Source organism: Paenibacillus ottowii, assembly GCF_050516475.1.
Lineage (GTDB): Bacteria > Bacillota > Bacilli > Paenibacillales > Paenibacillaceae > Paenibacillus > Paenibacillus ottowii.
Window position 1 is genome coordinate 339,661 of record NZ_CP191577.1, and the last position, 25,653, is coordinate 365,313.

At 42.2% G+C, this 25,653-nt stretch carries 26 protein-coding genes and 1 pseudogene; 13 read left to right on the plus strand and 14 right to left on the minus strand.

Features of this window, described 5'->3' with window-relative positions:
- The first annotated feature begins 383 nt into the window (after nucleotides 1-383).
- The 4 genes from ACQQ6X_RS01570 to ACQQ6X_RS01585 are packed head-to-tail and all read left to right on the plus strand — an operon-like array spanning nucleotide 384 to nucleotide 4,381.
- The gene (locus tag ACQQ6X_RS01570) at nucleotides 384-1,811 is read left to right on the plus strand and encodes a spore germination protein (RefSeq protein WP_305167775.1); all 1,428 of its coding nucleotides are present in this window, start codon (nucleotides 384-386) and stop codon (nucleotides 1,809-1,811) included.
- Between the two features lie 14 nt (nucleotides 1,812-1,825).
- A complete protein-coding gene (locus tag ACQQ6X_RS01575; RefSeq protein ID WP_305167776.1) occupies nucleotides 1,826-3,034 on the plus strand; it encodes a Ger(x)C family spore germination protein in 1,209 nt (402 codons plus the stop codon).
- A 6-nt stretch (nucleotides 3,035-3,040) separates the two neighbouring features.
- Nucleotides 3,041-3,268, plus strand: coding sequence for a hypothetical protein (locus tag ACQQ6X_RS01580; protein ID WP_305167777.1), 228 nt, complete (start codon nucleotides 3,041-3,043; stop codon nucleotides 3,266-3,268).
- Nucleotides 3,269-3,280: 12 nt separating this feature from the next.
- A complete protein-coding gene (locus ACQQ6X_RS01585; RefSeq protein ID WP_305167778.1) occupies nucleotides 3,281-4,381 on the plus strand; it encodes a GerAB/ArcD/ProY family transporter in 1,101 nt (366 codons plus the stop codon).
- Nucleotides 4,382-4,436: 55 nt separating this feature from the next.
- Here ACQQ6X_RS01585 and ACQQ6X_RS01590 read toward each other — a convergent pair whose 3' ends face one another.
- Both ACQQ6X_RS01590 and ACQQ6X_RS01595 read right to left on the minus strand, forming a co-directional pair.
- A complete protein-coding gene (locus ACQQ6X_RS01590) occupies nucleotides 4,437-5,129 on the minus strand; it encodes a pseudouridine synthase (protein WP_305167779.1) in 693 nt (230 codons plus the stop codon).
- Between the two features lie 139 nt (nucleotides 5,130-5,268).
- Nucleotides 5,269-5,460, minus strand: a complete 192-nt coding sequence (locus ACQQ6X_RS01595) for a DUF3934 family protein (protein ID WP_305167780.1) — start codon at nucleotides 5,458-5,460, stop codon at nucleotides 5,269-5,271.
- Between the two features lie 207 nt (nucleotides 5,461-5,667).
- Between ACQQ6X_RS01595 and ACQQ6X_RS01600 the strand changes: the two are divergent.
- Nucleotides 5,668-5,967: pseudogene (locus ACQQ6X_RS01600) on the plus strand (VOC family protein); the annotation flags it as partial.
- Between the two features lie 71 nt (nucleotides 5,968-6,038).
- On the opposite strand, the gene ACQQ6X_RS01605 reads toward ACQQ6X_RS01600, so the two are convergent.
- The gene (locus ACQQ6X_RS01605; RefSeq protein WP_063210757.1) at nucleotides 6,039-6,422 is read right to left on the minus strand and encodes a winged helix-turn-helix transcriptional regulator; all 384 of its coding nucleotides are present in this window, start codon (nucleotides 6,420-6,422) and stop codon (nucleotides 6,039-6,041) included.
- A 234-nt stretch (nucleotides 6,423-6,656) separates the two neighbouring features.
- Between ACQQ6X_RS01605 and ACQQ6X_RS01610 the strand changes: the two genes are divergently transcribed.
- Nucleotides 6,657-7,232 carry an NAD(P)H oxidoreductase gene (locus ACQQ6X_RS01610; RefSeq protein WP_305167781.1) on the plus strand — a complete coding sequence of 192 codons (576 nt, stop codon included), beginning with the start codon at nucleotides 6,657-6,659 and terminating at the stop codon, nucleotides 7,230-7,232.
- Nucleotides 7,233-7,340: 108 nt separating this feature from the next.
- Here the strand turns inward: ACQQ6X_RS01610 and ACQQ6X_RS01615 are convergent, their stop codons facing one another.
- Entirely contained in the window at nucleotides 7,341-7,790 is a 450-nt protein-coding gene (locus ACQQ6X_RS01615; RefSeq protein ID WP_305167782.1) for an Imm63 family immunity protein, read from the minus strand.
- A 179-nt stretch (nucleotides 7,791-7,969) separates the two neighbouring features.
- Between ACQQ6X_RS01615 and ACQQ6X_RS01620 the strand changes: the two genes are divergently transcribed.
- Complete coding sequence (locus ACQQ6X_RS01620; protein WP_305167783.1) at nucleotides 7,970-8,404, plus strand: hypothetical protein; 435 nt, start codon at nucleotides 7,970-7,972, stop codon at nucleotides 8,402-8,404.
- A 47-nt stretch (nucleotides 8,405-8,451) separates the two neighbouring features.
- On the opposite strand, the gene ACQQ6X_RS01625 is transcribed toward ACQQ6X_RS01620, so the two are convergent.
- The 7 genes from ACQQ6X_RS01625 to ACQQ6X_RS01655 form a co-directional block, all read right to left on the minus strand.
- Nucleotides 8,452-9,372, minus strand: a complete 921-nt coding sequence (locus ACQQ6X_RS01625; RefSeq protein WP_305167784.1) for an aminoglycoside phosphotransferase family protein — start codon at nucleotides 9,370-9,372, stop codon at nucleotides 8,452-8,454.
- A 214-nt stretch (nucleotides 9,373-9,586) separates the two neighbouring features.
- Nucleotides 9,587-11,608, minus strand: a complete 2,022-nt coding sequence (locus ACQQ6X_RS01630) for an FAD-dependent oxidoreductase (RefSeq protein WP_305167785.1) — start codon at nucleotides 11,606-11,608, stop codon at nucleotides 9,587-9,589.
- A gap of 301 nt (nucleotides 11,609-11,909) precedes the next feature.
- Nucleotides 11,910-12,785 (minus strand): N-carbamoylputrescine amidase, encoded by an 876-nt coding sequence (gene aguB, locus ACQQ6X_RS01635; protein WP_063210749.1) that lies wholly within the window; start codon nucleotides 12,783-12,785, stop codon nucleotides 11,910-11,912.
- A gap of 32 nt (nucleotides 12,786-12,817) precedes the next feature.
- The gene (locus ACQQ6X_RS01640) at nucleotides 12,818-13,849 is read right to left on the minus strand and encodes an agmatine deiminase family protein (RefSeq protein WP_305167786.1); all 1,032 of its coding nucleotides are present in this window, start codon (nucleotides 13,847-13,849) and stop codon (nucleotides 12,818-12,820) included.
- Between the two features lie 119 nt (nucleotides 13,850-13,968).
- Nucleotides 13,969-14,520 (minus strand): phosphodiesterase, encoded by a 552-nt coding sequence (gene yfcE / locus ACQQ6X_RS01645; protein ID WP_305167787.1) that lies wholly within the window; start codon nucleotides 14,518-14,520, stop codon nucleotides 13,969-13,971.
- 231 nt (nucleotides 14,521-14,751) lie between these two features.
- Nucleotides 14,752-16,167, minus strand: coding sequence for a glycoside hydrolase family 1 protein (locus ACQQ6X_RS01650; RefSeq protein ID WP_064797037.1), 1,416 nt, complete (start codon nucleotides 16,165-16,167; stop codon nucleotides 14,752-14,754).
- A 259-nt stretch (nucleotides 16,168-16,426) separates the two neighbouring features.
- Nucleotides 16,427-17,335: an ROK family protein gene (locus ACQQ6X_RS01655; RefSeq protein ID WP_305167788.1), complete on the minus strand. Its 909-nt coding sequence runs from the start codon at nucleotides 17,333-17,335 to the stop codon at nucleotides 16,427-16,429.
- A gap of 286 nt (nucleotides 17,336-17,621) precedes the next feature.
- On the opposite strand from ACQQ6X_RS01655, the gene ACQQ6X_RS01660 reads away from it, so the two are divergent.
- From ACQQ6X_RS01660 to ACQQ6X_RS01675, 4 genes are all read left to right on the plus strand, one after another.
- Nucleotides 17,622-17,912 (plus strand): ribosomal protein L7/L12, encoded by a 291-nt coding sequence (locus tag ACQQ6X_RS01660; protein WP_305167789.1) that lies wholly within the window; start codon nucleotides 17,622-17,624, stop codon nucleotides 17,910-17,912.
- Between the two features lies 1 nt (nucleotide 17,913).
- Nucleotides 17,914-18,393: a Cys-tRNA(Pro) deacylase gene (gene ybaK, locus ACQQ6X_RS01665; protein ID WP_064797040.1), complete on the plus strand. Its 480-nt coding sequence runs from the start codon at nucleotides 17,914-17,916 to the stop codon at nucleotides 18,391-18,393.
- 89 nt (nucleotides 18,394-18,482) lie between these two features.
- Nucleotides 18,483-19,670 (plus strand): oxalate decarboxylase family bicupin, encoded by a 1,188-nt coding sequence (locus ACQQ6X_RS01670; RefSeq protein ID WP_305167826.1) that lies wholly within the window; start codon nucleotides 18,483-18,485, stop codon nucleotides 19,668-19,670.
- 173 nt (nucleotides 19,671-19,843) lie between these two features.
- Nucleotides 19,844-20,599, plus strand: a complete 756-nt coding sequence (locus tag ACQQ6X_RS01675) for a COG4705 family protein (RefSeq protein ID WP_305167790.1) — start codon at nucleotides 19,844-19,846, stop codon at nucleotides 20,597-20,599.
- Nucleotides 20,600-20,826: 227 nt separating this feature from the next.
- Here ACQQ6X_RS01675 and ACQQ6X_RS01680 read toward each other — a convergent pair whose 3' ends face one another.
- Entirely contained in the window at nucleotides 20,827-21,546 is a 720-nt protein-coding gene (locus tag ACQQ6X_RS01680; protein ID WP_063210795.1) for a YebC/PmpR family DNA-binding transcriptional regulator, read from the minus strand.
- A 217-nt stretch (nucleotides 21,547-21,763) separates the two neighbouring features.
- On the opposite strand from ACQQ6X_RS01680, the gene ACQQ6X_RS01685 reads away from it, so the two are divergent.
- Nucleotides 21,764-22,375: an undecaprenyl-diphosphatase gene (locus tag ACQQ6X_RS01685; RefSeq protein WP_305167791.1), complete on the plus strand. Its 612-nt coding sequence runs from the start codon at nucleotides 21,764-21,766 to the stop codon at nucleotides 22,373-22,375.
- 63 nt (nucleotides 22,376-22,438) lie between these two features.
- Here ACQQ6X_RS01685 and ACQQ6X_RS01690 read toward each other — a convergent pair whose 3' ends face one another.
- Nucleotides 22,439-23,845, minus strand: coding sequence for a HAMP domain-containing sensor histidine kinase (locus ACQQ6X_RS01690; protein ID WP_305167792.1), 1,407 nt, complete (start codon nucleotides 23,843-23,845; stop codon nucleotides 22,439-22,441).
- Nucleotides 23,845-24,513, minus strand: a complete 669-nt coding sequence (locus tag ACQQ6X_RS01695) for a response regulator transcription factor (RefSeq protein WP_305167793.1) — start codon at nucleotides 24,511-24,513, stop codon at nucleotides 23,845-23,847. Before ACQQ6X_RS01695 ends, ACQQ6X_RS01690 begins: the two co-directional genes overlap by 1 nt.
- Nucleotides 24,514-24,709: 196 nt before the next feature.
- Here ACQQ6X_RS01695 and ACQQ6X_RS01700 point away from each other — a divergent pair, with 196 nt between their 5' ends.
- Nucleotides 24,710-25,639 carry an alkaline phosphatase family protein gene (locus ACQQ6X_RS01700; RefSeq protein ID WP_305167794.1) on the plus strand — a complete coding sequence of 310 codons (930 nt, stop codon included), beginning with the start codon at nucleotides 24,710-24,712 and terminating at the stop codon, nucleotides 25,637-25,639.
- The last annotated feature ends 14 nt before the right edge of the window (nucleotides 25,640-25,653 follow it).

Below are 25,653 nucleotides of genomic sequence, written 5' to 3' on the forward strand. Positions count from 1 at the left end.
TCCTATCATTATTTAAGAGTAATATAGCTCGACTTGTATAAGCTGAAAAGCTTTGTGGAGTTGAATAACAGATAGCCATATCAGATTCTCTATGAGGTTCTGCTAGCTTATCGATCGATTTTTTTGTAATGAATAGCATGATCAAATACCGTCCTATTGAAATGTTTAAATGAATTGACAGAAAAGAATATCCTTCAAAAATATTAAACTACACAAGTAAACTATTCCAAAAAGAGATAGTCATCTGTAGCCTGTTTGAATAATCGGATGAATTGAAATTTGGATAATTGATATTATTAATCTTAATGACAACGAATAATTCGTGGATGATTGTGGTATTATTTCTGATTATTGTTAATACTACGAATCTGAGGAGGGTAACAATGAAGTTACATACCAAATTCTCAAGACATTTATGCCGGAATATCAATCTGATTTGTGACTTCATGGGAAATAGTTCGGATTTTGTTGTTCGCGAAATCACAGCTGGTCATCAACACGCCGCTCTTTTTTACCTGGACGGCATGACTGACATGCAAAAGGTACAGGACAATGTGATCCGTCCGCTGCATGAACGGGTTTCCTCTGACGAGATCACTTTACCGTTATTGAAAAACGCAATTTTGGACATTGGTGAAGCAAGCTTCACTCAAAACTTTGAAGATGCCTTGGAACAGATCCTCGCCGGTAGTCTTCTCTTACTACTGGACGATACGGATGAAGGCTTGGTCATTTCTTTGCCTGGATGGGAAGAACGCAGCATTTCAGACTCGAAGACGCAGCCAGTGGTTAGAGGTCCGCAAGAAGCGTTTACAGAAACTTTGCGTACGAACACGACTATGGTTCGTCGAAGGGTGAAGGATACAAGAGTACGACTAACTACCATAAAAGTTGGAGAAAAGACCAAGACCGATATATCGGTTATGTATTTAGAGGGGGTCGCTGACCCAAAAAAGGTGCAGGACATGATATCCAAGTTAAAGAACATGCATGTAGAAGGTGTACTTGAAAGCGAATATTTGGAAGAATGTCTCCATGAAGATAAACAACTCACAATATTTCCGCTCTTTTATAATTCTGATCGCCCAGACTCCATTGCAGCAGGAATTATAGAAGGGAAAATTGCGATTTTTGTGGATGGATCTCCTTTCGCCATCCTTGCACCTGCGGTGTTTGTAGATTTCCTTCAATCCGCAGAAGATTATTATCAATCCTTTATTTACAGTAGCCTCATTCGAATATTAAGGTACATCTGCTTGGCAATCTGCATGATGGCTCCGGCCATTTATGTCGCATTAACGACATTTCATCAGGATATGATTCCAACAGTTTTGTTATTAAGCTTATCCGCGCAACGTGAAGGAGTTCCGTTCCCGGCATTTATTGAGGCGATGATCATGGAAGTGGTTTTTGAAATTCTAAGGGAAGCAGGTCTTCGTATGCCACGGACGGTTGGTCAAGCTGTTTCTATTGTCGGGTCCATCGTGATCGGCCAGGCAGCTGTAGAAGCAAACATCGTTTCGGCTGTTATGGTCATTGTTGTTGCAATAACTGCCATTTCGAGTTTTGTCATTCCCTCCTACACCTTTGCCATTCCAATTCGGATATTACGCTTCGCTTTCATAGGCATAGCCGCTATGTTTGGTGTGTACGGATTGACTGTAGGTATTCTCATGCTCTTAGTGCATCTGAATGGGCTTCATTCATTTGGTGTACCGTATTTAAGCCCTTTTGCCAATTACAAATCGTCAGAGCAGAGGGACGCCATATTGCGTTTTCCATATAAAACTAAAAAACATCGCAAAAACTAAAGGAGTAGACCATCATGAACTCGTACCGATCCACCATTTTGTTACTGTTCATGTGCATCTGGCTAATGGTGTTTCTTACGGGTTGCTGGAACAGTAAGGAATTGAGCTCAATTTCCGTCGTGATGGCTCTAGGCATTGATGCCGTGGATGACCAATATGAAGTCAGTTTACAAGTGGTTGATCCATCGAAAATGTCTCAGAATTCCCCTATGGAACGGACACCAACGATCGTTTTTTCCAAACGCGCCGATACCATATTTGAAGCTATTCGAAAATTAACAACGGAATCCTCCCGAAAAATGTATATGTCTCACTTAAAGTTTGTCATTTTCGATGAGAAAACGGCAAAAAAAGGAATCAAGGAGCCGCTGGACTTTCTCTTCCGTGATCATGAAGTTCGGCCTGATTTCTATTTGGCCGTTGTGAGAGAAAACTCGGCAAAGGAGGCCGTTACCTTTGTAGCTCCAACCGAGGTCTTGCCTGCAATGGATATGTATAAGGCATTAAAGATTTCTGAAAAAGCATGGGCCCCCACTTCCGCGGTCAATGTAAAAGATCTTTTGCAGAAATTTACAGAGGATGGCATTGAACCGGTCCTCACCGGTCTTCGACTGACAAACGTAGCAAAAGGTCTAACTATTGATAATGTGACAAAGTCGCCCCAACATGTTAAATATTTTTTCACTGGAATTGGTGTTTTCAAGGGCGATCGACTTATTGATTGGATGGATGATTCGCAAAGTAAAGCCTTTACCTATATATCCAACCGTGTTTCCAGCACCGTAGCTTCCATCGATTGTCCGAATTCCAAAGGAAAATTTGTTGTTGAAGTAATCCATTCCAAAGTAAAAATACGTCCAGAAATAATAGACCATGAGCCGCACATTTCTCTTATTGTGGATACAGAATCCAATATCGGAACGGTCTCGTGCAATGCCAACCTTAAGAATGAAGAGACATTTAGAGATCTTCAAGAATCAGCTAAAGAGCATCTGAAACAGTCTTTGAAGAAAGGCATTTCGCACGCACAACAAATCGGTTCCGATATATTCGGGTTTGGAGAAGCTTTTCACCGCAAATTCCCGCGTGAATGGCATAGATGGAAAAAGGATTGGCCACAAAAATTCCAAACGCTTAAAGTGGATATTCAGCTCAATTATCGTTTAGTTCGGTTCGGAGACATTACTAGTCCAATTGATATGGGAATACACAATCAGGAGTGAATGCATATGCTTTATGTAATTCTCGTAACTTCCATTTTAACATCGTTGTATGAGTTTAAGAAATTTAAGGAAAGACAATATGTGCGTGAAATTGCATTCAGCTCGGTATTGTTAATTATAGGCGTTATATTGATTATCCTACGGATCGCCGACGTTAAACTACCGACTCCACTGACGGGCATTCAATTCCTATTCCAACCAGCAAGCCGCTTACTTACAGAGATGCTATCATAAGGGGGCATTAGAATGAATTCCAACTTGACCGTTCGACAAGCTATTATGTGGTTTGCATTATATCAAATAGGAAGCGCATATCTGGTGCTCCCTGCGGCAATTACCGCTACCGCCAAACAAGATGCCTGGCTCTCCATCCCAGTCTCCTTAGGTTTCCATCTGTTATTGATACCTTTGTATGTCTCCATCGCTAAGCAGATGCAGGGAAAATCTTTCGTAGAGCATCTTCGTTGCCTCTTCGGTCCCTTGGGCGGGACGATCAGCATCGTTTTGATTTTTTTCTTTCCCTTTCTTGTGTTCATCATGACGCTTCGAAATCTGGGCGACTTTACCACGATAGCTATTATGCCTGAAACTCCCCCTGACGCTGTATATTTCATCATGCTTATAGTCATTTATTTTGCCGTTCGATCAGGTCCTGCTGTAATTGGCCGTTGTGCAGAAATCCTGTTTTTTTTCCTTCTCCTTCTGTATCTTTTGGTCAGGATTACCCTTCTTCCTAATACCAACATAGATAATGTGCTCCCTATTTTCGAGTATGGTGTGAACCCTATCGTTCTCGCTTCGTTCAATTTGTTTGCCTTTCCCTATCTTGAAGCAATTCTGTATCTGTTTTTTGCACAGTACATCCCCGATCCAAAAAAGTGGAAAAAGACAGTGATAACTTGTGCTTTGATTAGCGCCGGCATGTATTTTTTCATGGTTCTGCAAATAATCGCCGTGATGAGTGAAGGTGTTGTATCTGATTTGACGTTTCCTACTTATTTTATTAACCGAACAATCAGTAACGGAGAGTTTCCTCAACGGTTTGAAATTTTCGTTGCAGTGTTCTGGTTTGTCACCATTTTTTTTCGACTCGCACTGCTTTTATATGTGTCAGCGCAAGGGCTTGCAGATGCTTTTCGCCTTCGAAGCACTAACTCTCTCTTAGTGCCTCTGATCTTAATTGCAATAGCAATGGTTCATTCTATTTGGCCAAACATGCAGTTTATAAACAAGTTTTTCTCAGTATGGCCTTTTTACGCCATGATTTTCGGTATCGTGTTTCCAATTGTGCTATGGCTGGTGGGTAAGGTAGGCGGTTCGTTGAAATTACGTAAAAAGTATCACTAAAGTTGCGTTGGCTGTATGAAACATGCTGTCCTCAAATCAACTTTTGTTGTACTTATTATTGCAATTTAGCAAGAAGTAGCTCTAGTTCCTCCTTCTCAAGATGTCTCCATTGCCCACGTTCCAGATGATCCAATGTAATATTCATAATTCGAACACGTTCCAGCTTGAGCACCCTGTAGCCCAAAGCTTTGCACATTCTACGAATTTGCAGGTTTAGACCCTGTGTCAAAATAATGCGAAACTCGTACTCACTTATACGATCAACCTTGCACGGTTTGGTAATGACGTTCAATATTTCAACCCCACGAGACATGGTCTGTGTAAATTCATCTGTAACAGGCTTGTCTACCGTCACCACATATTCCTTCTCATGACCATGCTCGGAACGCATTATTTGATTGACAATGCTGCCATCGTTCGTTAATAAAATGAGCCCTTCTGACGCCTTATCCAGCCTGCCAATGGCAAAAATACGTGAAGGATAATTGACATAACGAATAATATTCCCCTCCACTTGCTCCGCTGCCGTACATACAACGCCGATAGGCTTATTTAATGCCAAATATACAGGTTCACTACGGTTAACTGGAATAGCTTTCCCATCAATTAGCACGATATCCTGTGGCTCTACTTCCGCGCCCGCTTCACAAACGTTGCCATTAATTGTAATTCGTCCTGCTGCAATTAGCCTGTTCGTTTCCCGACGTGAGCAGAATCCTGTCTCGCTAATATACTTGTTAATTCGCATGATTCACCTATTTTACGTTGTAGTATGAGAAATATGGATCAATACAGGCGGTACGTCTTTAATCCATTAAAAAAACATCTGATTATGCCGTACGTAATCAGATGTTAGCCTTTTAAAAACAACCCTATACATGCTCGGCCTACTTACTTCTGCCGCCTCTGTTCCCAATTGGCTTGGCAGGGCCGCCTTTTGCAGTTCCTGCCGCTGTATTTCCTGGTGCACCGGTAGCAGCGCTTTTTCTCCTTACAGGCTTCGCTGTTTTGTTCCAGCGTGTCCAGCCCTTACTTCCTGTACCTCTGCCGGTTCCGCCACCCTTACTTTTTCCACCCATATTATGATCACTCCATTAGTAGTCGTTCAGATTTAACTAAGCTATCATACCATTACTTTGATCATAATGCCCATTTGTTTTAAAAATTGAACATGTTAAGCCGCAAATACTTTCATAAAACGTACCTTATTGTATCTTTGTTGGTTTGCAGGTCAATAATGATATAAGGTTGTAGAGATGGAAAAATAATGATTTTTGAAGGAGTGTCCTCTCCCGGAAGAAGCCAAAAATTTGGTCATGCATACGCGACTTCACATTGACGGTAGTAATGTGATGTTTTCGGACGTTTTTCCGGGGATGCCTTTTGTTGCGGGAAACAACATCAACCTCGCCATCGTCAATAAGGACGAGGAGAAAATTCGATCGTACTATCATAAGTTAAAAGAAGGTGGGACCGTAAATATGGAGCTTCAAGAAACATTCTGGAGCAAATGTTACGGCAGCCTTAAAGATAAATTCGGAATTGAATGGCAATTGAGTTATGATAACGGAATGACCAATAGTTAGCGTTTATATTGTTATACGACAGTTAAGCCCTCGCAAGCTATTCTGATTGAATGCTTTGGGAGGGCTTAATATCAGTCACAGCCTTGGAATTCTTCCAGTACCTTAGATTTGTCTCCATGAATCTTTTCCAGGTGATCCTCTCCCCAGTAGCATAGATGGTCTAGTGCAGGTTTTAATCCCCAGCCGTATTGCGTTAACTCATACTCCACTTTAGGAGGGATTTCTTTATAAACCTTTCGTGTAACGATTCCATCCTTTTCTAGGCATCTGAGCTGAGTGGTCAGCATTTTTTGAGTAATACCAGGCATTAACCGACGAAACTCAGACGTTCGTTTCCGTCCTGTCATCAGATGGTAGATAATTAAAGGTTTCCATTTCCCTCCCATTACCTCTAACGCCGCTTCCACTCCTATTTGATACTTCTTTTGAACCTTATTTTGGGTCTGTTCATTCATTTCTTACTCCTCCTTTAGAAGGCTACGTTTGCTCAGAACAAACTATCACTCCAATTCTTAACTCAGGTCAGTTTCCAGGGAACTTACCTAGGGCACTTCCATGTTCCTATGGCACCTGTATCATCCTATAGAACTTCAAAGTGCGTACTTCCAGATTATTTTCCTACTGTTTATAATAGCATCAACCATTGAACATGCCTAGAAATCAGCTATTGAGAAAGGTAGTGAATAAATATGAAAGTATTAAGCGTTGTTTCACATCCAAGAAAAGATTCTTTGACCTTTAAGGTTGCCGGTCGTTTCGTACAAGGTCTTGCCGATGCAGGCCACGATTATGAGATATTGGATTTGCATGGGATTGGTTTTGATCCTATTTTAAAAGGAGTAGATGAACCGGATTGGTCCGTTGCGGAACAAACCTTTTCTCCTGAAGTAGAGATGGAAATAAAGCGGATGAAGGAGCATGATGCGTTGGCATTTATTTTTCCACTTTGGTGGTGGCATTTGCCAGCTATGCTGAAGGGTTATATTGACCGTGTATTGAACAATGGGTTTGCGTACGGTTCGAATAAGCTTCATCATCAGCATATCTTGTGGATTGGCTTGGCCGGCGTTTCGCAAGAACAGCTGAAAAAGCGTAACTATGATGAAATGATCACTCATTTGCTGAATGTGGGTATTGCAGATTATTGCGGTGTTTCCAATTCCAAGGTTGAATTCTTAGATGAGACTCTGGGTTCAAATTCCGATCATTATGAAATGCTGCTGGACCAAGCTTATCGCTTGGGTCTGAATTATGCCAAGGAGTAGGTTTTATTTAAAATTCCCGTTCGAAGGCCAGAAAACCTACATTTAACTGGCCTTCGATAACAAATTGCTACCTCCTCCGTGATTGTCAACTGTTTCTTTAAGTTTTGCTTACTTTAATGGGTTTTCCAATGTTGCCCTTCTATTCGCTGCATGCCATTCCTGATAGATTCCTCCAATCTCATAAAAAGCTTTATTCATTGCAGTTGTCAGCTCCTTCATGATCTCCTTGGTATATTTTAAATGAGTATTTTTGTTATCCACTTTATATTTGCGAAGCAGATTTAGATGAGCAGCGATATGAATCGTATCCTCAATGATCCAATACATCACATCCTCTACATCTATCGTATGCTTATTTAGCATCTGTACGCCTCTTTCATACATCTGGAGTGTATACCCCTGTTTGCCAACTTTCACATACGGGCTCAGATCATCATAAAAATCCGTGCGAAAGGGTCGTCTAACATATTGCTCATACTGTTCTTCGTACATCGAAGTTTGTTTAAACAGTTGAATGGTCATCTCTATAATTTCTTGTTCGTTATATATTTTTTTCATTGGTTTGTTTTCCCTTCCCTTTCTCTACTAATTTCAAGTCATATTCATAGTTGATCACAAATGATGCAATAAGATGACAAATGCTTTTTTTACCAACCATTAACAATTCTTTGGGCTGTATACGATAATTAGAATAGAGGAGATTTTCCTCGATACTTTAAACTGAAGGGGACAGGCAAATGAATAGAATATGGACGAAAGCATCGGCTATTTTATTGGTAGTGGTATCCCTGATCTTCAATGGAACGTATGCGCTCGCAGCTTCAGCAACATCGACGTATATTGTTACGTTTCAGCAAGCAACCTTGGTCTCGAATGACCATGTAGGCAACGATTGGGCTATTGCCGCCCAGGCGGCAGGTCAATCCATTAGTGAAGGCAGCAGCGTAAGGGTAAAGGTCAAATCAGGGGGGAACATCAAGTTGTATGCGTATGCTGAGGAGCAAGACAAAATTCCTGACGAAGGTGAAGCCACCAAGAACGTAAAGGTCTCCTCGATTTCTACCAAAGGATCTACCGTTAAGTTAAGAGTCACTGTTACGGAAAACCGTGGACGCTATTCAGGCCATCAAGCCGTTTGGGAATTCACCTATAAGATTAAGAAACAATCATAAAACACTATAAATAGACCGTCACTCTTAGGAGCGGCGGCCTTCATATTTTACAACTCAGGTGAACTAGGTAGATACCATTTAGGTGTATCAGTCTGAAAGTAATCATACGCCTCCAAAACCTCTTCAGCTCGTCGCACCATAGCGTCAACCTCTTCTTTACCAAATGGAATGGCCCAGTGAATCGATGAAAGCTGATTGCTTGCGATATACAGTGCCATTAACCTAAAAAATAAATCCGGCACATCATTGTTGAAATAACCGTGAATACGACCCGAAGCAAATAACGGGCTTAATCCCGCACACCAGGTGATACGATTGAATTCTTCCCAGGGATCGCCATAATCCAGTCTATTAAAATCAATAATACCCAGTTCACCAGATGGGGTAACCACCATATTGCCCACATGATAATCCCCATGCTGAAATGTCTGGGGGCGATTTTCTAATAGATGACGGTTTTGCTCAATAAAGTTTATCGTTGGATCTGCTCCCTTTAAAGGAATACCGCATGACTTATAGTTTCTGATATATCTGTTGATTTTCGCATTATAATGTTCAGCCCATGGGACTTGAGCTTGCTCCGCGTGAATCTCATGCAATTTAGCCAATGCCTTTCCAGCTTGAACTCCGAGTTGGTACTGCTGGTCTGCATTTAAGGTGGGGATAACTCCTTCAGCATCATCCCCGTTGACCCAGGTAAATAAAGAATATACCGATTGTCCGTTGTTGCATATCCCAAAATCAAGCGGACGGGACATTACAACATTTTCTATATGATTCAGCTTTGTTACGGATTCAAATTCTCGCTGTTTCTTGTCATATTGAATAATGTTCGAAATTCTTAGTAATAAATCCCTGCCGTCCGTGGTTTGAATATAATATTTGCTGTCACTGGACCAGCCTTTATGAATTTCTTGTACATTGCTCCATGTACTGGCACCCGGAATGTCACTCCAGAGTTGACTCACGCTCGCATCCCCCTCACTAATCATGGTCTTACTACTACGCCTTCCATAGTTTACCTTTAAATTGACAAAGGAAGCAATCTTCTTGCCCGTATAAGCCTAATAAAAAAGGCTGAAGAGACAAACAGTCTCTTCAACCTGAATATAAAGTGGATTGTAGGTCATAAGCACCTATTATAAATGTCTATCATAAGTACCGATCACATATACTCTCAATTTAGTAAGAATAGGAAAACTCATTTTTACATTCGTCTACCCGTTGAATGGTTTTCAGAATATTCCGACCTTCGCGGGTGCCATCAATAATCCGACGTGCTTGTTTGCTGTCTCCGATATTTACAACTTCCACTTGATGCTCTTTTCCATATTGTAGCAAGCTATCCATCAGTGGAGTGTAAGAACGCATACCCAAACATACGAACCCTAAGTCAAAAGGAATCTCAAACTCCTGTTCTCCGTGCTTTACTTTGAAGCGGTCGCTGCACACTTCTGTCAAAGCCGTCTCCGCATGGACATTTACTCCCCGTTCCTCCACCATTTTCATCATTGAAATGCGGGTAATCATATCCAGGTCCTTACCCAATAAAGGCATCATCTCAATAATAGAAACTTCTTGAGCCCCGCGTTCTGCATAATATTCTACAACATCCAGGCCCACGGCTCCTCCCCCCACTACAGCAATACGTTTACCTTCAAACTCCTGAAAGTTCTCTATATTGTTCAACAGATCAAAGATGGAAAATACTTTTGTACCCGGTTTGCCTAGTTGATCGTGCAGACCTGCAATTGGTGGAAGCAGCGGTTTGGCCCCCGTTGCATGCACAATGATATCAGGATTCAGAGCACTAATCATCGATAGGTCTGCTCGTGTACTCGTGACAACGTTCAGGTTGGTTAACTGCTTGGTGCGCTGGATCAGATAATTCGGGAAATCATTGATGCGCGTTTTGTCTGGTAAGCGAGCAATATCACGCGCGAGCCCACCCAATTCGGGCTTTTCTTCAAAGAGAGTTACTTTACAGCCTACCTCAGCCGCCGTACAGGCCGCTTCCATCCCCGCCGTGCCCCCACCAATCACAACGACTTGCACGTTATTTCTAACCCGTTGTTTGCGATATTCAGCTTCTTTGAACAGGTCCGGATTTACCGTACAGCAAATCGGTTTACTTTTGGAGATACGATGATCGGCACAACCAATGTTGCAGGAGATGCATTTTCTAAGTAAATGTTCATAGCCATTTTGTACCTTGAGCACCCAGTTCGGTTCTGCGATCAAACCTCTACCCATAGCCAGAAGATCAGCGTCACCTCTGTCCAAAATATCCTGTGCAGCCTGCGGGCTCCGTATATTCCCTGAGGTCATCGTGATCTTTCCGAATTTTTCTTTTACCGCTTTGGCCATATAAGAGCGCCAACCATCCGGGAGGTTCATTCCGTCAATCTGGTACTGGATGGAATCATTTAGCGCTGCGGAAACGTTCAAAATATCTACCTCATCATGGAGATACTCCAGTAACTCCAGTGTGTCTTCCAAGGTGTTCCCACCTTCTGTGAACTCTTCAGCACTAAACCGTAAGCAAATGGGGAAAAATGGACCTACCACTGAACGAATTTCATCAATGACTAATCTGGCAAAACGGGTACGGTTTTCTGCGTTACCGCCAAATTCATCCGTACGTTTATTATATACTGGCGATAGAAACTGGCTGAGCAAGTAGGAATGTCCAGCGTGAATTTCAATACAGTCGAACCCAGCTCGTTGCGCTCTTCCCGCTGCTTCTCCGTATTTACGAACAATGGCATAAATTTCCTCTTTTTGCAGAGGTCTTGGGATCGCTCCCCCCTTTTTAGAAGGAATATTTGAAGCGGATACAGGCTGGACTCCATTCAGTCGTCCCGCATAAGCCGAAGCACCGGCATGGTTAATTTGTACAGAAACACATGCCCCATAAGAGTGCAGGGCTTCTGTTAATCTAAACAGTCCAGGTATAAACTGATCATTATCCATCCGCAGCTGGGTTGTTCCGTTCGTACCCATTGGAAAATCCAGACAAACATTTTCTACTGTAATCAGGCCGGTCCCCCCTTTGGCCCGTTGCACATAATAGTCAATATGATCCTGAACAAAGCTTCCATCCATAGCAGCAAAGTTAGTTCCCATCGGGGGCATTACAATCCGATTCTTCAAGGTCATGCGCCGTATGGTCAGAGGTTCAAATATCGCAGGATAGTGGTTCATAGTTCTTCCTCCTTGCAGGTTTGCAAATTTCATTTTCTAGCTTCATTAAGCAACTCTTATATGTGATTTTTTTCACTTTAAAGAATATCGAAGTTTTGTTGAGTGCGATCATTCTCTATAACTTGATTTTATATTATCCAATCTATAAATTCTAATGCTATTTTATGTACCAAATCATAGTTTCAGTCTATAGATAAAGTATTTTAGAAACCAAAAATCCCTTGCTCGAAAAGCCGAATGAGTTCAAAAAGAGAACCATCACAGCTTGACGGCAAGGGAAACATGTCTAACTATATACAGATTATACTTTTAAATCACCATCATAGGTGGCAATCATTTTGTACAGTTCGGGACGACGGTCACGGAAAATACCCCACTCGATCCGCCCTACTTCGAGCTCGTCCAGATCAAATTCGGCAGTAAGCACTTCTTCATCCGTACGACTTGCTTCTGTGATTTTGTTCCCCTGAGGTCCCGCGATAAAGGAAGAGCCATAGAAGTTGATACTGGATTCCTCATCTGTTTCCTTTCCAATTCGATTGGAGGCAATAACCGGAATCAGGTTAGAGGCCGCATGGCCCAGCATGCAGGTCTGCCAGTGGTCTTTGGAATCAATAGAAGAATCCTGTGGCTCAGAACCAATCGCTGTCGGATAGAACAAAATCTCTGCGCCCATAAGCGCCATACAGCGGGCCGCCTCAGGATACCATTGATCCCAGCATACGCCTACCCCAATTTTGGCATAACGTGTATTCCATACTTTAAAACCGGTATCACCCGGATTAAAATAAAACTTTTCTTCATACCCAGGGCCGTCCGGGATATGGCTTTTGCGGTATTTTCCCAACACTTCGCCGTCTGCATCAATGACCGCAAGACTGTTGTAACGAGCGTAGTTCTTCTTCTCGTAAAAGCTGATTGGCAGCACAACCTGCAATTCCTTGGCAATCTTCTTGAAATGGTTAACTGCTTTGTTGTGCTCCAGTTCGGTTGCATATACATAATAATCAGACTTTTCCTTCTGGCAGAAGTACGGAGTCTCAAACAATTCCTGCAGCAAAATAATTTGCGCGCCCTGGGCTGCCGCTTCACGTACCAGCTTCTCTGCTTTGCTGATATTTTCTTCGATATTGGTAGAGCAGCTCATTTGGGTAGCGGCCACTTTTACTTTTCTCACTTTAGTCCTCCTTTAAATGTTGTTAAAATCGTTCAACGCTGTGCAGCGGGCATCTGCTGGGTTGTACAGTGTACGTTGCCGCCCTCACGAATAACTGCCATACCATCTACAGTGCGGATCTTGCGGTTCGGAAATACTTTTGACAGTACTTGCTGGGCTGCAAGATCACTCTCAGCAGCAGTTCCGCCAAACACTGGCAAAATAATACCGCCATTCACAAAGTAGAAGTTAATATAGCTTAGTGTCAGTCGGCTGTCTTCATAATCCACACGCGGCGGTTGGCCGATCTGAATCACTTCCAGCTTACGACCTTTGGCATCTGTTGCTTGTTCTAGAATCCGCAGATTTTCCTGCGTGATTTCATAATTTTCATCCTCTGGGTCATCACATACTTGCAGAATGACCTTGCCAGGAGCAGCAAAGCAAGCAATATTGTCCACATGACCATCTGTTTCGTCGCCACTGAGTCCGCGTTTTAGCCATATAATTTTCTCGGCACCTGTATATTCGCATACGTACCGTTCAATGTCTTCTCTGCTTAATTCCGGATTGCGGTTGGGATTGAGCAAGCACTCTTCAGTTGTAATCAGCGTCCCTTCGCCATCTACATGCAATGAGCCGCCTTCCATCACCAGTGGTGCATCAAACCGTGGAACTCCAAGTTGGTCCAGAATTTGCGGAGCAACCTGGTCATCCAGATCCCAAGGAGCATATTTGCCACCCCAGGCATTAAACCTCCAGTTAATACCTGCCAACTGGCCATGCTCGTCCGTCAGAAAAGTTGGACCGTTGTCACGCAACCACGCATCGCTATGCTCTATCGGCAGCAGTTCTACCCGTTCCCCAAGCTCAAGCGCTTTAACACTTTCCAGATCATCTGGATTTACAACAACGGTAACGGGCTCAAATTCTGCCATAGCACTTATAATTTCGGCGTAGCCCTTACATACCTCGGCATGCATCTCCGGATAAACCATCGAAGACTGTACAGGCCAGGAAATATACGTACGTTCATGTGGTGCCCATTCAGGCGGCATCTTATAATGTGAATCCTTAATTTGCATGTATTGAAGCTCTCTTTCTTATCAAAATGTAGACTCCGCTCCTATCATACAATAATATGATCTTTGTCTCAATCGAAGCAGAAAAGTTTTAATAATTTACATTGAGATTTAGCAAAAAATCACTTTGAAAAGGTGATTGCTTTCAACGTTTTTCCATCAAAATCCTTCACAGTAAATTGTGCCCCCTCCAGCACAGCGTAAGAGGATGGGTAGTTTTCTTTTGGCAATGCGATCGAACCAGGATTCAATACAAAGACCCCATTTTCCACATCTGCTACTGGAATATGAGTGTGTCCCTGGATGAACACATCACCCTCTTTTAGTGGCGGTAAATTTCCGATACTAAAACCATGCCCGTGTGTGACATAAATTCGCCGTCCTTCATGGTACAACAAAGCATAATCCCCCATCATCGGAAACTCCAGCAACATCTGATCCACTTCTGCATCGCAATTTCCGCGCACCGACACTGCAATGTGGGATTTGTACTGGTTCAGCATTGCAGCCACTTCCGCTGGATTATATCCTTCTGGTAGCGGATTACGCGGTCCATGATACATATAATCTCCAAGCAAAACAAGACGGTCAGCTTTCTCCTCCCTGAACTTTTCCAGTGCCAATTGCAACCAGTACAGCGAACCATGAATATCTGATATAAACATCAACTTCATAACTTTTCCTTCCTCCCTGAATAGACCATTGTAATTTGAAAATATTTCTCTTACGTTCATTATTACATTATTTCCTGAACAAATCTGTGCAAAAATGTTAGTTAGATACTCCGTGGCAATTAACGACCACGAAAAAAATTGACGACCGCTTCTCCAATAGTAGAGCAGAAGCGGTCGCCACGTAAAAAACAATTACTGTGTTTTTATCTTTGTTACTGTTTCAATTATAACTTAACGTTTCAAGCTTTCTCCGTTCGTGGCAATGACTTCTTTGTACCAATGGAACGATTTTTTCCGGTATCTTTCAAGTGTACCGCTGCCATCATCATGACGGTCAACATAAATGTAACCATAACGTTTTTTAAGCTGAGCAGTCGATGCGCTGACAAGGTCGATACAGCCCCAGGAGGTGTAGCCCATAACTTCTACTCCATCTTCGATTGCTTCCCCAACTTGAACCAAATGATCATTCAGGTAGTTGATCCGGTAATCATCTTCAACTGTTTTTTCACCTTTGTCATTGGTGATCAATTCGTCAACAGCGCCCAAACCATTTTCAACAATAAACAGCGGTTTTTGGAAGCGATCATAGAATGTATTTAGCACATAGCGCAGACCTTGTGGGTCAATTTGCCAGCCCCATTCACTGGCCTCAAGATGCGGATTGCTAACCCCACCCAGGATGTTACCTTCACCTTTGATTTTTTTAGTTTCGTCCGCAGTCTCACAAGTACTCATGTAATAGCTGAACGAGATAAAATCAACGGTATGCTTCAGATCTTCAGCATCACCAGGCTCAAAATGGATTGAGATTCCGTTTTCTTTAAAGAAACGTTTCATGTAACCTGGATACTGACCTCTTGCATGAATATCGGCAAATGCCATATTTCTGTGATCAAATTCCATTGCTGCAATCACATCATCTGGATTAGGTGTCAGCGGATAAGTAGGCATACTCAGTACCATACAACCAATTTTGAAGTCAGGATTAATCTGATGACCAATTTTTACCGCTCTTGCACTCGCTACCAGTTCATGGTGAATAGCTTGATAAAGGTCTTGTTCACTAAGTTGATCTTTGGGTGTGCTAATCCCGCCACTCATGAATGGCGCTTCAAGAATGGAGTTAATTTCATTAAAAGTCAACCAGTATTTTACTTTATCTTTGTAGCGTTTAAATACAGTTGTAGCATAGCGCTCATAGAAATCAACAAGCTTACGGTTTACCCAACCATCGTATTCCCTGGACAAATGTAAAGGTGTTTCATAGTGGGATAATGTAACGAGTGGCTCAATGCCGTATTTATGAAGTTCATCAAACAAATCATCATAGAATTGCAAGCCCTTCTCATTAGGCTCCAGTTCGTCACCTTTAGGGAAAATACGCGACCATGCAATGGAAGTACGGAACACTTTAAAGCCCATTTCCGCAAAAAGTTTGATATCTTCTTTATAATGATGGTAAAAATCAATACCGATCAATTTCATATTATCTTCTGTTGGTACATCCGTAACCGGTCCCCAACCACCACGAGGAGTTACATCCTGGATGGACCAGCCTTTTCCGTCTTCTTGATAAGCACCTTCGAGCTGATTAGCAGCAACTGCTCCGCCCCACAGGAAATCTTTTGGAAACTGTGTACTCATATTTTCTCCGCCTTTGCTGATGTTTTTTTATGAACTAGGACATAAACACGTTAGCTCTACGCTAATGTCTATAAAGTACTTCTAAATGAATCTTAAGGTTTGTAACGCGTTTCATGTCAAGTAATATTTCAAAAAAACTTCCAGAGTCAATAATCGTATTATCTCCAATAGTTACTTCCATATTTATAGCAACGTCCTCACACATTCATACGTTAATTACCAATTATATCAGAGTGAGCTATTCTTCTATTGAATGACTCTATTTCCTCTTTTCCACCAATTGCAAATTGTACGTCAGACTCTCAAGGGTAACTGAAATCAACCCATACATGTATTCATCGTGCGTATCGTTTTTCACAAAAATCTCAGGCATATGTTCTTTGGGCACATCCTTTAGACAGCCGTTATAAATATCATCCAGTAATGCCGGCTTAGATAGCTCTCCAGTCAAAGCGATCGAGACAGGGTTTATAATCGCTATAATGGATGTTATCGTTTGGATCGCCAGGGGAATAAATCCCTGTGTGCTATTTAACTGTTTAAGCTGTTCCTCTCTTGTTAAGCCAAAGGGCAGAAAGGAAACTTCCCCTGCAAACTTCGTATTTCCTTTTAACAAGTGTCCATCGACAATAAAACCGGCTCCTGGATAATTATCCTTAGGAAATGTAACAATCGCGAAGGTCTTGTCCTCATCATAATTTTGCATGTTATAAAATCCATAGACGGTCAAATGCATATCATTTTCAATGGTAACTTCTAACCCGTATTTATCTTGAAGGCGTGGTCCTACAGGGACTCCTATCAACAGGTCAAGATCACACACATCGATAATCCCTTGATGAACAACCCCAGGAATGCCAATCCCCACGGCTTTGACGTTTCCATAGTTATGAATTAGCTCTCCGATTTGTTCATCTATGACTTCATAATCAATATGCGGCACAACGGATGTATTCTCTACGATAATATCGCCAAGCATATTGGCAACAGCATAAGTAAGAGAATGTACTCCTCCTTCTGTCTTCACCGTTAAACAGATAATATAGGAATAATCAGCGTTATATTTGTACCGCCTAGCCGGACGTCCGCCGTTCGATTCTTCTAATTCCATCTCTAATACTTCTCCAGTTTGAAGAAGCTCATTCAGAATATTTCCGCAGGTTGCCACACTAAGTCCTGTAATACTGGCTATAGATGACTTAGTTGCATATTCTTTGGATTTCAGCGTGTTTTTAACTAGCTCTACATTAATTTGTTTGACCCGAATGGTATTATTGAAGAGTGACTGTATTTGAATACACCCCTTTTGAAGTGATTATTAAAAGGTTAATAATAAGCTGTAATATAACGCTTGGTCTGCTACAAGTCAATTTGCACAAATCATAGCAAGCATGTGATTCTCAATTTTATTAGCCGATCATCATGATATACTATGAAAAAGAGAGAAAAACTTAGTGATAAAACTAACAAGAAGACAGCTTAATGACCTGAAATCCGATATGGAACGTCTTGAGAATCGTTCAGGACTAACGGAAACACCAATGTCAAGCACAATCACATCCCTTGCTCCACGTATCCTAGGCACAGAAGCTTCAGAAGAAATCAATGAAAGACTGCTTCTATTGATCAGGGAAGGAAATAAGATTAAAGCCATCAAAGAGTTAAGAACCGCCAAGGATCTTTTTCTTAAGGATGCAAAAGATTATGTAGATCACTTGGAAAAACGCTATGAAGGGAAAATTTAAAATGAGTGTAAGTAAAACAAATGCCATGCGCATATTGGACGGGCAACACATCCACTATAATATTTTGAGTTATGACCACCAAGATGGAAAAATAGACGGAATGAACGTAGCCGAAAAGATCCAGAGAGCACCAGAATCCGTTTTTAAAACTTTGGTTGCACATAGCAAACAACATCTGTTTGTTTTTGTGATTCCTGTACATAAAGAGCTTGATCTCAAAAAGGCTGCCAAATCTGCGGGAGAAAAGAAAATTGAAATGCTTCCAGTTAAGGAGTTACAAAAGCATACGGGATATATTCGCGGTGGCTGCTCTCCTATAGGGATGAAAAAGCTCTATCCCACTTATATCGACCAGCCCGCAGTGGAGCTGGAAACCATCGTTGTAAGCGGTGGAAAAATTGGAACCCAGCTGGAGCTGAATCCACACGATTTAGCTGAAATCATTCAAGCCCAATTTACAGATCTAACGCACACGACATAAAACTCACCACATCATCATAACATCTATATGCGTATTTTCTCTTAATCCTATGGTTTATTATGCTTTAACCTGGAGGGGAAATTCAAATGATGCATAATGATTGTTCAAAAAAAGTCGGCATCCCCCAGCCCATTAGAAGTGATGGCGCAGGGGGAATCAACAAGGGTCCACGTGATGTGATGAGGGATTTACAAAATCCGGATATGCTGGTTCCTCCCGTAACGGACAATGGTCTCATACCGAATATGAGGTTTTCTTTTTCAGACGCCCATATGCAGCTTAATCAGGGTGGATGGTCAAGAGAAGTGACAGTAAGGGAATTACCCATTGCCACCACTCTTGCTGGTGTGAATATGAGCTTGACACCGGGCGGTGTACGCGAGCTTCACTGGCACCAGCAGGCAGAATGGTCTTATATGCTGTTAGGAAGTGCTCGCATTACGGCCGTTGACCAAGACGGACGTAATTTTATTGCGGATGTGGGGCCAGGCGATCTCTGGTACTTTCCACCAGGCATCCCGCATTCTATACAGGGCCTTGAAGAAGGCTGTGAATTTTTGCTGGTTTTCGATGATGGACATTTCTCCGATCTAAACACCTTATCCATCTCGGATTGGTTCGCACATACTCCCAAAGAGGTGCTTTCTGCAAATTTCGGGATTCCAGAGGCTGATTTTGCAGCGATTCCTCAAGACCAGGTGTACATCTACCAGGATTCCGTGCCTGGCTCAATCCAAAGTCAAGCGGTCCCCTCTCCCTATGGGACGTTGCCCCAATCTTTTAAGCATAAATTACTAGCTCAGCCCCCGATCAAAACACCAGGCGGAAGCGTACGAATCGTCGACTCCTCTAACTTTCCGATTTCCAAAACCATTGCAGCTGCTCTTGTTGAGATTGAGCCTGGAGCAATGCGAGAAATGCACTGGCACCCCAATAATGATGAATGGCAATACTATCTTGCCGGGCAAGGACGGATGACTGTCTTTGGTGGTAATGGTGCAGCCCGTACATTTGATTTTAGAGCCGGGGATGTCGGATATGTGCCTTTTGCCTACGGCCATTACATTCAAAACACAGGTTCCAGTACACTGTGGTTTCTTGAAATGTTTAAAAGTGATCGTTTTGCAGATGTGTCCTTAAATCAATGGATGGCACTTACACCCACAGAATTGATTCAAAGTAATTTGCATGTTGGCGTTGATGTGACCTCTAAATTACGGAAAGAAAAATGGCCTGTCGTTAAGTATCCAGGGTATTCTTTTTACCCGAAGGGGTGACCCGAGAAGAGTCTAGTAAGGTGCGCCTTGTTCGTGCACTTAGAAAAAAGTCTATCCTCATTCTTTTCTTACTGCTCTCTAATGCAAATTTAATGATCTCCGAATATAGTTACGCAAATGGCATTTTATAAAAAAACAAAATGCTATAAAAATTCGGGGAGTGAGAAATAAAGATGCAAAAAATCGCACAAGTTACGGCCATTTTTTGGATTATGAAGATTTGTGCTACCACACTGGGTGAAACCGCAGGTGACTTATTGTCACAAACTCTTAATGTAGGGTACGCCATTAGTTCCATGATTTTGTTTAGTATTTTTTTAATCAGTCTTATGTTTCAACTTTTTTCTAAGAAGTATCATCCATTTCTTTATTGGACTGTTATTCTTACAACAAGCACTGCGGGTACAACTATGTCAGACTACATGGATCGTAGCTTAGGATTGGGTTATGCAACCGGATCATTCATTTTAGTATGTATTTTGTTAGCCATTTTCTCATTTTGGTATTTTAGTGAGCGATCATTGAACGTCAATAATATTACTACACGGAAAGTAGAAGTAATTTACTGGATTGCCATCTTGTTCTCAAACACTTTAGGTACGGCTTTAGGTGATTTTTTGGCGGATAGTTCCGGCCTTGGATTTGTAGGAGGAGCGGTCTTAATAGGGAGTTCGCTGGGTCTGATCCTATTATTAACGTACTCTACAAATGTCTCACGAGTATTTTTATTCTGGTTAGCATTTGTATTAACGCGTCCTTTTGGAGCGACATTTGGAGACCTTCTTACCAAATCACACGCAAAGGGTGGACTGGATTTAGGTACTATGGGATCTTCATTGGTACTGTTTATAATTCTTATAGCTTTAATTATCTACACTACGCTCAATACTTCCAAAATGAAACAATCACCAGAGTTAAATGCAAGTTAATCATTTGTACCGATTCGTTTCCATAGCTACTTTATATACAAAGATATAGGTCTCTGCCTATATCTTTTAATCTTACACCGATGGCGGACTCACCGCTGTACATTTATCTCCAGATCTGCGTGGTTCTGCACAAACTGCTCGAATGAATCGGGATCAGTCTAGAAAAAACGGTATAACAAAAAACACCGTATCGAAACACGATGTTTTTATAATCTGTATAACAAAAACTATTCCTCAGAGTCTACGTTATGGTAAACCTGCTGAACATCCTCCAAATCCTCTAAAGCATCAATCAATTTATCAAATTGAGCCTGTGCATCTTCTGGAAGAGTAATATCATTTTGGGCAAGCATGGTGAGCTCGGCCACAGTAAATTCAGTTACTCCTGCCTGCTTGAAAGCTTCCTGCACAGCATGGAATTGGTCCGGCTCTGCATATACGATGACGGCTTCATCTTCTTCAATGATGTCACGTACCTCTACATCTGCTTCCATCAGCAGCTCCAGCACTTCATCTGCGGTTTTACCCACCAGACCAATAACTGCTGTTGAATCAAACATGTAGGCTACAGATCCGCTCACACCCAGGCTACCGCCATTTTTAGTAAAAGCAGAACGCACATCCGAAGCTGTACGGTTCACGTTATTAGTCAGTGCATCTACAATGACCATAGAACCGTTGGGTCCGAAACCTTCATAACGAAGCTCTACATAGTTTTCATCACCAGCACCTTTTGCTTTTTCAATAGCACGGTCAATGATCGCTTTCGGTACATTGTACGTTTTTGCACGTTCCAGTACGACTCTTAACACCCGATTGGATTCTGGATCAGGCTCGCCCTGTTTGGCTGCTACATAAATTTCCACGCCGAATTTAGCATATATGCGACTCGTATTAGCATCCTTCGATGCCTTCTTTTCTTTAATGTTATTCCACTTACGTCCCATAATATCCCGCTCTCTTCCTATATGAATATACATAACGAACTTCATTATATCCTTGTATATTATATCTCCTAAAGGACACATGGACAAGTTCAAACGATTTAGTCATATTAAGAAAACGATTTCTCATGAAATTCTAATCTTCATCTAAAGATGCTCCCATGTTGAAGAGTTAAGATCATACTACTTTCGAATCACATTAGAAAAGGAGTATCCCTGTATGTTATCCAACCTGGACTACCAGATTTTCCATCTCATCAATGAACAAGCAAATAGCTTTTCTGCTCTGAATGGACTTATGCGTTTTTTCGCTGAAGATGCCCAATATGTATTTGTCCTTGCCTTGTTGCTATATTGGTTCTCAAGAAATACGCTTAACCGGAAAATGATCATCTCGGCGGTCATATCCATATGTATAGGCATGGGGATCAGTTTTATTATCGGACATCTCATGTACCGGGATCGTCCATTTGTCACCCACACGGTTATTCAGCTCATTAAGCACCCAGCGAATGCCTCCTTTCCGAGCGACCACGCTATTGGAGCTTTTGCACTGGCGGTCACGTTCTGGCTGTACAGTAAGAGGTTTAGAACGTTCTGGCTCGCCGTTGCTCTTCTTATCGGGTTTTCCCGTATCTGGACAGGCGTCCATTATCCGTCGGATGTAGCGGCTGGTGCGCTGGTCGGTGCCTTATGTGCAGTTGGTACCCGCTATCTGCTTCTGCATTTTAAACGTCCTCAGCATCTGGTCAACTCATGCCTAGAGCTGTACGAAAGAGTAGAGCTTAAAATTTGGAATAAATCAACAGAGCCTCAATCTGAGGATGCTTGAGTATGATAAGGCCCCATAAGCCATGGCTATGGTTTATGAGGCTACTTTGATTTATCCAGTATTTCAGACCCTGTGCGCCGGAAAAGAAAGCGTTACGGTTGTCCCTATATGTTCAGTACTGCTCACTCTGATATTCCCGTTATATCGCTTGACCAATTGCTTGGCTATAGCAAGGCCCAAACCTGTCCCCCCCTGCTCGCGACTCCTTGCCTTATCCACTCGATAAAACCGGTCGAATAAATAAGGCAGGTCCTCTGCAGGAATCCCGATTCCGTAATCCGTAATATGAATATGAACCTCATTTTGCTCCAGCGTTCCGGTTACAAGGAATTCTTTTGAAGAACCAGAATATTTAACGGCGTTATCCAGCAAGATCAGCAATAGTTGTTCCAGATGCTGCGGCGTGATATGAACCTGTACTTGTTCGAGGAGCGTTGATTCCCACCGGAATATCATATCAGGATGCAGCATATTAAAATTGGTGAGCGTATATTGAATGGTGTGACTGATATCTATCGCAGGCACATCCTGTTCCAAATTTGGGGACTCAGCTCGCGTCAACTCCAGAAGATCGTTTACAATACCCTTCAATCGCTCAAGCTCCTGTACAGAAACACGAAGCGACTCGTCCAATATGGCCGGATCGTGCTTACCCCAACGGTTCAATAAGGAGATATGACCTTCAATAATCGAAATTGGAGTGCGCAATTCATGGGAAGCATCCTCAACAAACTGTTTTTGTTGAAGGAAAGAACGCTCCAACTGATCGATCAACTCATTAAATACTTTCCCCAGATTCGACAGCTCGTCATTGTTATCGGATACTTGCACACGTTCCTCATGCAACCCTTTTTTGCGAATTCTGATCATCGTATCCGTCATGGACTGAATGGGTCGCATCAATTGGCGTGAAAGAAAAATCCCTCCCAAAGCGCTTAATATAATCGCTCCTATACCGCCTGCAATCATGACACCTTTTATTTTGTTACTAATCTTGTCTATATTTTCCATGTTGTTTATAATTTCAATAGTTCCAGTAAAGTGATCTGAATTCAACGGACTTCGCATAATCAAGACCTGATCCTCCAGATGCCAGGCAGTCATAATCTGGGTGCTACGTACTGTTTGCGGCAGGAACCAATCCTCAGGCAGCTCGTTGCTGACGCTGAGCAGTGGAATTCCTTGCTGATTCAAAATACGGATCATTTGATGCCGATCATTCAAATTCTCAACAAAATGTCGACTGTTCACGATTTCTTGAGCAGACAAGTGTTTTTCCTGCAAAAGGGTTTGAAGTTCGTTCATGCTTTTGCGGATACTCACTTTTCCCTCACTGATCATCCACTGGTTAATCGTAAAATATTGGACACCATTGTACAAAACAAACAAAATACATAACAGCAACGAAGACCATACTGCCAATTTCCAACGGATGGGTAGCCGGGAAAATAGGGATCTTAGCGTTGCCATTATCGAATCACATACCCTAATCCGCGTAATGTCTGTATAAAGCTTGGTTCTCCAGGCTTGTCGATTTTGCTACGCAAGTAACGAATATACACGTCGACGACATTCGTTTCGACCTCCGAATCATAGCCCCATACAAGCTCCAGCAATCTCTCCCGAGTCATGACACGTCCGATGTTATGCATCAATATGGATAGCAGATCAAATTCACGCTTCGTCAATTCAATAATCTGTTGGTCTTTGGTCAAAATACGCGCCTCGCTATCCAGTACCAGTCCGTTGTAAGTAATTTGCCTTGAATCTTCAACGAAGCCACTGCGCCGGAGCAAAGAACGCATCCGGGCCAGAAGTTCCTCAATGGCAAAAGGCTTTGGGATATAATCATCGGCTCCACTGTCCAGTCCCATCACTTTATCCATCACACCATCCCTTGCAGTTAGCATAATGATCGGGGTTTGTTTTGTTTTGCGAATCCGACGACACACTTCAATTCCATTGATGCCTGGTAACATTAAATCCAGCAGAATGACGTCCCATTCCTCGCTTAACGCAGACTCCAGACCTTTCCTCCCATCGTACTCGACAGTCACCTCGTAAGATTCATGCTTTAGTTCAAGCTCAATGAAACGAGCCAAGTTTTTCTCATCCTCAATCAGAAGTATCTTTTTCATAGCTTTCCTTTCCAGGCGCAAGAGCGTCTTTTTCTAAACGTTTGATATAGAAATCAGTTTACTAGATATACATTAAAAAATAATGATCTTTTCAATTTATTTTTCTCACGATATTTTAATGTGTCCTGTGTAAGCTAGATCATGACTCTATGAACATGGGTCTGTTAGCCATTCAGCATGAAAGAAGGTTGTATTCTTGAAAACGAAATCACTGATAACCGCACTCACTCTATCGGCAGCTTTCTGTATATTGTCTCACGTCGGCTGGTTTACTGTCCGCTCTGATGCTAAGGCCGTTCAATCCACAGCCTGGGCTGGCTCCTCTGTAAAAGTTAAAGCATCTCAGCCCGGTGCTGTTAAATCCCCGCAACGTATGGACCATATCGTCATTGTGGTAGAAGAAAATCATTCGTCAAAAAAAATCTCAGGAAATCCCTCTGCCCCATTTATAAACAACTTGATGAAAAAAGGTGTCAATCTGATGAATCATTATGCAATTGAGCATCCAAGTCAACCGAACTACCTGGATCTATTTTCAGGTTCTAATCAGGGCGTCCACAATGATTTGACTCCAAATAAAATGAACATCAGCAATCTGGCTTTGCAACTTATACAGCATGGATATACGTTTGGGGGTTATTCGGAGGGGCTGCCTCGAACCGGATTTACCGGTCCATATGATTTGAAAACCCTGTATGCGCGTAAACATAACCCGTGGGTGAATTTCAACAATCTGCCTGCTTCAATCAATATGCCTATGACCAGCTTTCCACAAAACTTCAATCAGTTGCCGACGGTCTCTTTTGTCATTCCCAATCTGAACCACGATATGCACGACGGCACGATTCGAGAAGCAGATCAATGGCTGCAGGCCCACTTATCCTCTTATGCTCGTTGGGCACCGCAGCATAACAGCCTTTTGGTTTTAACATGGGATGAAGATGATATGAGCAGCAAAAACAAAATTCCGACTGTAATCATAGGCGCTCGTTTGAAAAATGGCCCCTATAATGAGAAAAGCAATCATTTTTCTATGCTGCGCATGGTTGAACAATTATACGGATTGGATTTGCTCGGCAAGAGCAGAACGGCCCCGCCGCTTAATATATGGACATCAGGCTCCTAAATGTCTAATATGAG

What these genes read in the sequence shown, in the direction of transcription:
- ACQQ6X_RS01690 (WP_305167792.1), bottom strand. Translation starts at nt 23,845, where the DNA reads ATGGCAACGCTAAGATCCCTATTTTCCCGGCTACCCATCCGTTGGAAA.
- ACQQ6X_RS01585 (WP_305167778.1), top strand. Translation starts at nt 3,281, where the DNA reads ATGAATTCCAACTTGACCGTTCGACAAGCTATTATGTGGTTTGCATTA.
- ACQQ6X_RS01630 (WP_305167785.1), bottom strand. Translation starts at nt 11,608, where the DNA reads ATGAACCACTATCCTGCGATATTTGAACCTCTGACCATACGGCGCATG.
- ACQQ6X_RS01620 (WP_305167783.1), top strand. Translation starts at nt 7,970, where the DNA reads ATGAATAGAATATGGACGAAAGCATCGGCTATTTTATTGGTAGTGGTA.
- ybaK (WP_064797040.1), top strand. Translation starts at nt 17,914, where the DNA reads ATGAGTGTAAGTAAAACAAATGCCATGCGCATATTGGACGGGCAACAC.
- ACQQ6X_RS01670 (WP_305167826.1), top strand. Translation starts at nt 18,483, where the DNA reads ATGCATAATGATTGTTCAAAAAAAGTCGGCATCCCCCAGCCCATTAGA.
- ACQQ6X_RS01650 (WP_064797037.1), bottom strand. Translation starts at nt 16,167, where the DNA reads ATGAGTACACAGTTTCCAAAAGATTTCCTGTGGGGCGGAGCAGTTGCT.
- ACQQ6X_RS01680 (WP_063210795.1), bottom strand. Translation starts at nt 21,546, where the DNA reads ATGGGACGTAAGTGGAATAACATTAAAGAAAAGAAGGCATCGAAGGAT.
- ACQQ6X_RS01615 (WP_305167782.1), bottom strand. Translation starts at nt 7,790, where the DNA reads ATGAAAAAAATATATAACGAACAAGAAATTATAGAGATGACCATTCAA.
- ACQQ6X_RS01675 (WP_305167790.1), top strand. Translation starts at nt 19,844, where the DNA reads ATGCAAAAAATCGCACAAGTTACGGCCATTTTTTGGATTATGAAGATT.
- ACQQ6X_RS01610 (WP_305167781.1), top strand. Translation starts at nt 6,657, where the DNA reads ATGAAAGTATTAAGCGTTGTTTCACATCCAAGAAAAGATTCTTTGACC.
- ACQQ6X_RS01575 (WP_305167776.1), top strand. Translation starts at nt 1,826, where the DNA reads ATGAACTCGTACCGATCCACCATTTTGTTACTGTTCATGTGCATCTGG.
- ACQQ6X_RS01595 (WP_305167780.1), bottom strand. Translation starts at nt 5,460, where the DNA reads ATGGGTGGAAAAAGTAAGGGTGGCGGAACCGGCAGAGGTACAGGAAGT.
- ACQQ6X_RS01605 (WP_063210757.1), bottom strand. Translation starts at nt 6,422, where the DNA reads ATGAATGAACAGACCCAAAATAAGGTTCAAAAGAAGTATCAAATAGGA.
- ACQQ6X_RS01590 (WP_305167779.1), bottom strand. Translation starts at nt 5,129, where the DNA reads ATGCGAATTAACAAGTATATTAGCGAGACAGGATTCTGCTCACGTCGG.
- ACQQ6X_RS01570 (WP_305167775.1), top strand. Translation starts at nt 384, where the DNA reads ATGAAGTTACATACCAAATTCTCAAGACATTTATGCCGGAATATCAAT.
- ACQQ6X_RS01580 (WP_305167777.1), top strand. Translation starts at nt 3,041, where the DNA reads ATGCTTTATGTAATTCTCGTAACTTCCATTTTAACATCGTTGTATGAG.
- ACQQ6X_RS01685 (WP_305167791.1), top strand. Translation starts at nt 21,764, where the DNA reads ATGTTATCCAACCTGGACTACCAGATTTTCCATCTCATCAATGAACAA.
- ACQQ6X_RS01640 (WP_305167786.1), bottom strand. Translation starts at nt 13,849, where the DNA reads ATGCAAATTAAGGATTCACATTATAAGATGCCGCCTGAATGGGCACCA.
- ACQQ6X_RS01695 (WP_305167793.1), bottom strand. Translation starts at nt 24,513, where the DNA reads ATGAAAAAGATACTTCTGATTGAGGATGAGAAAAACTTGGCTCGTTTC.
- yfcE (WP_305167787.1), bottom strand. Translation starts at nt 14,520, where the DNA reads ATGAAGTTGATGTTTATATCAGATATTCATGGTTCGCTGTACTGGTTG.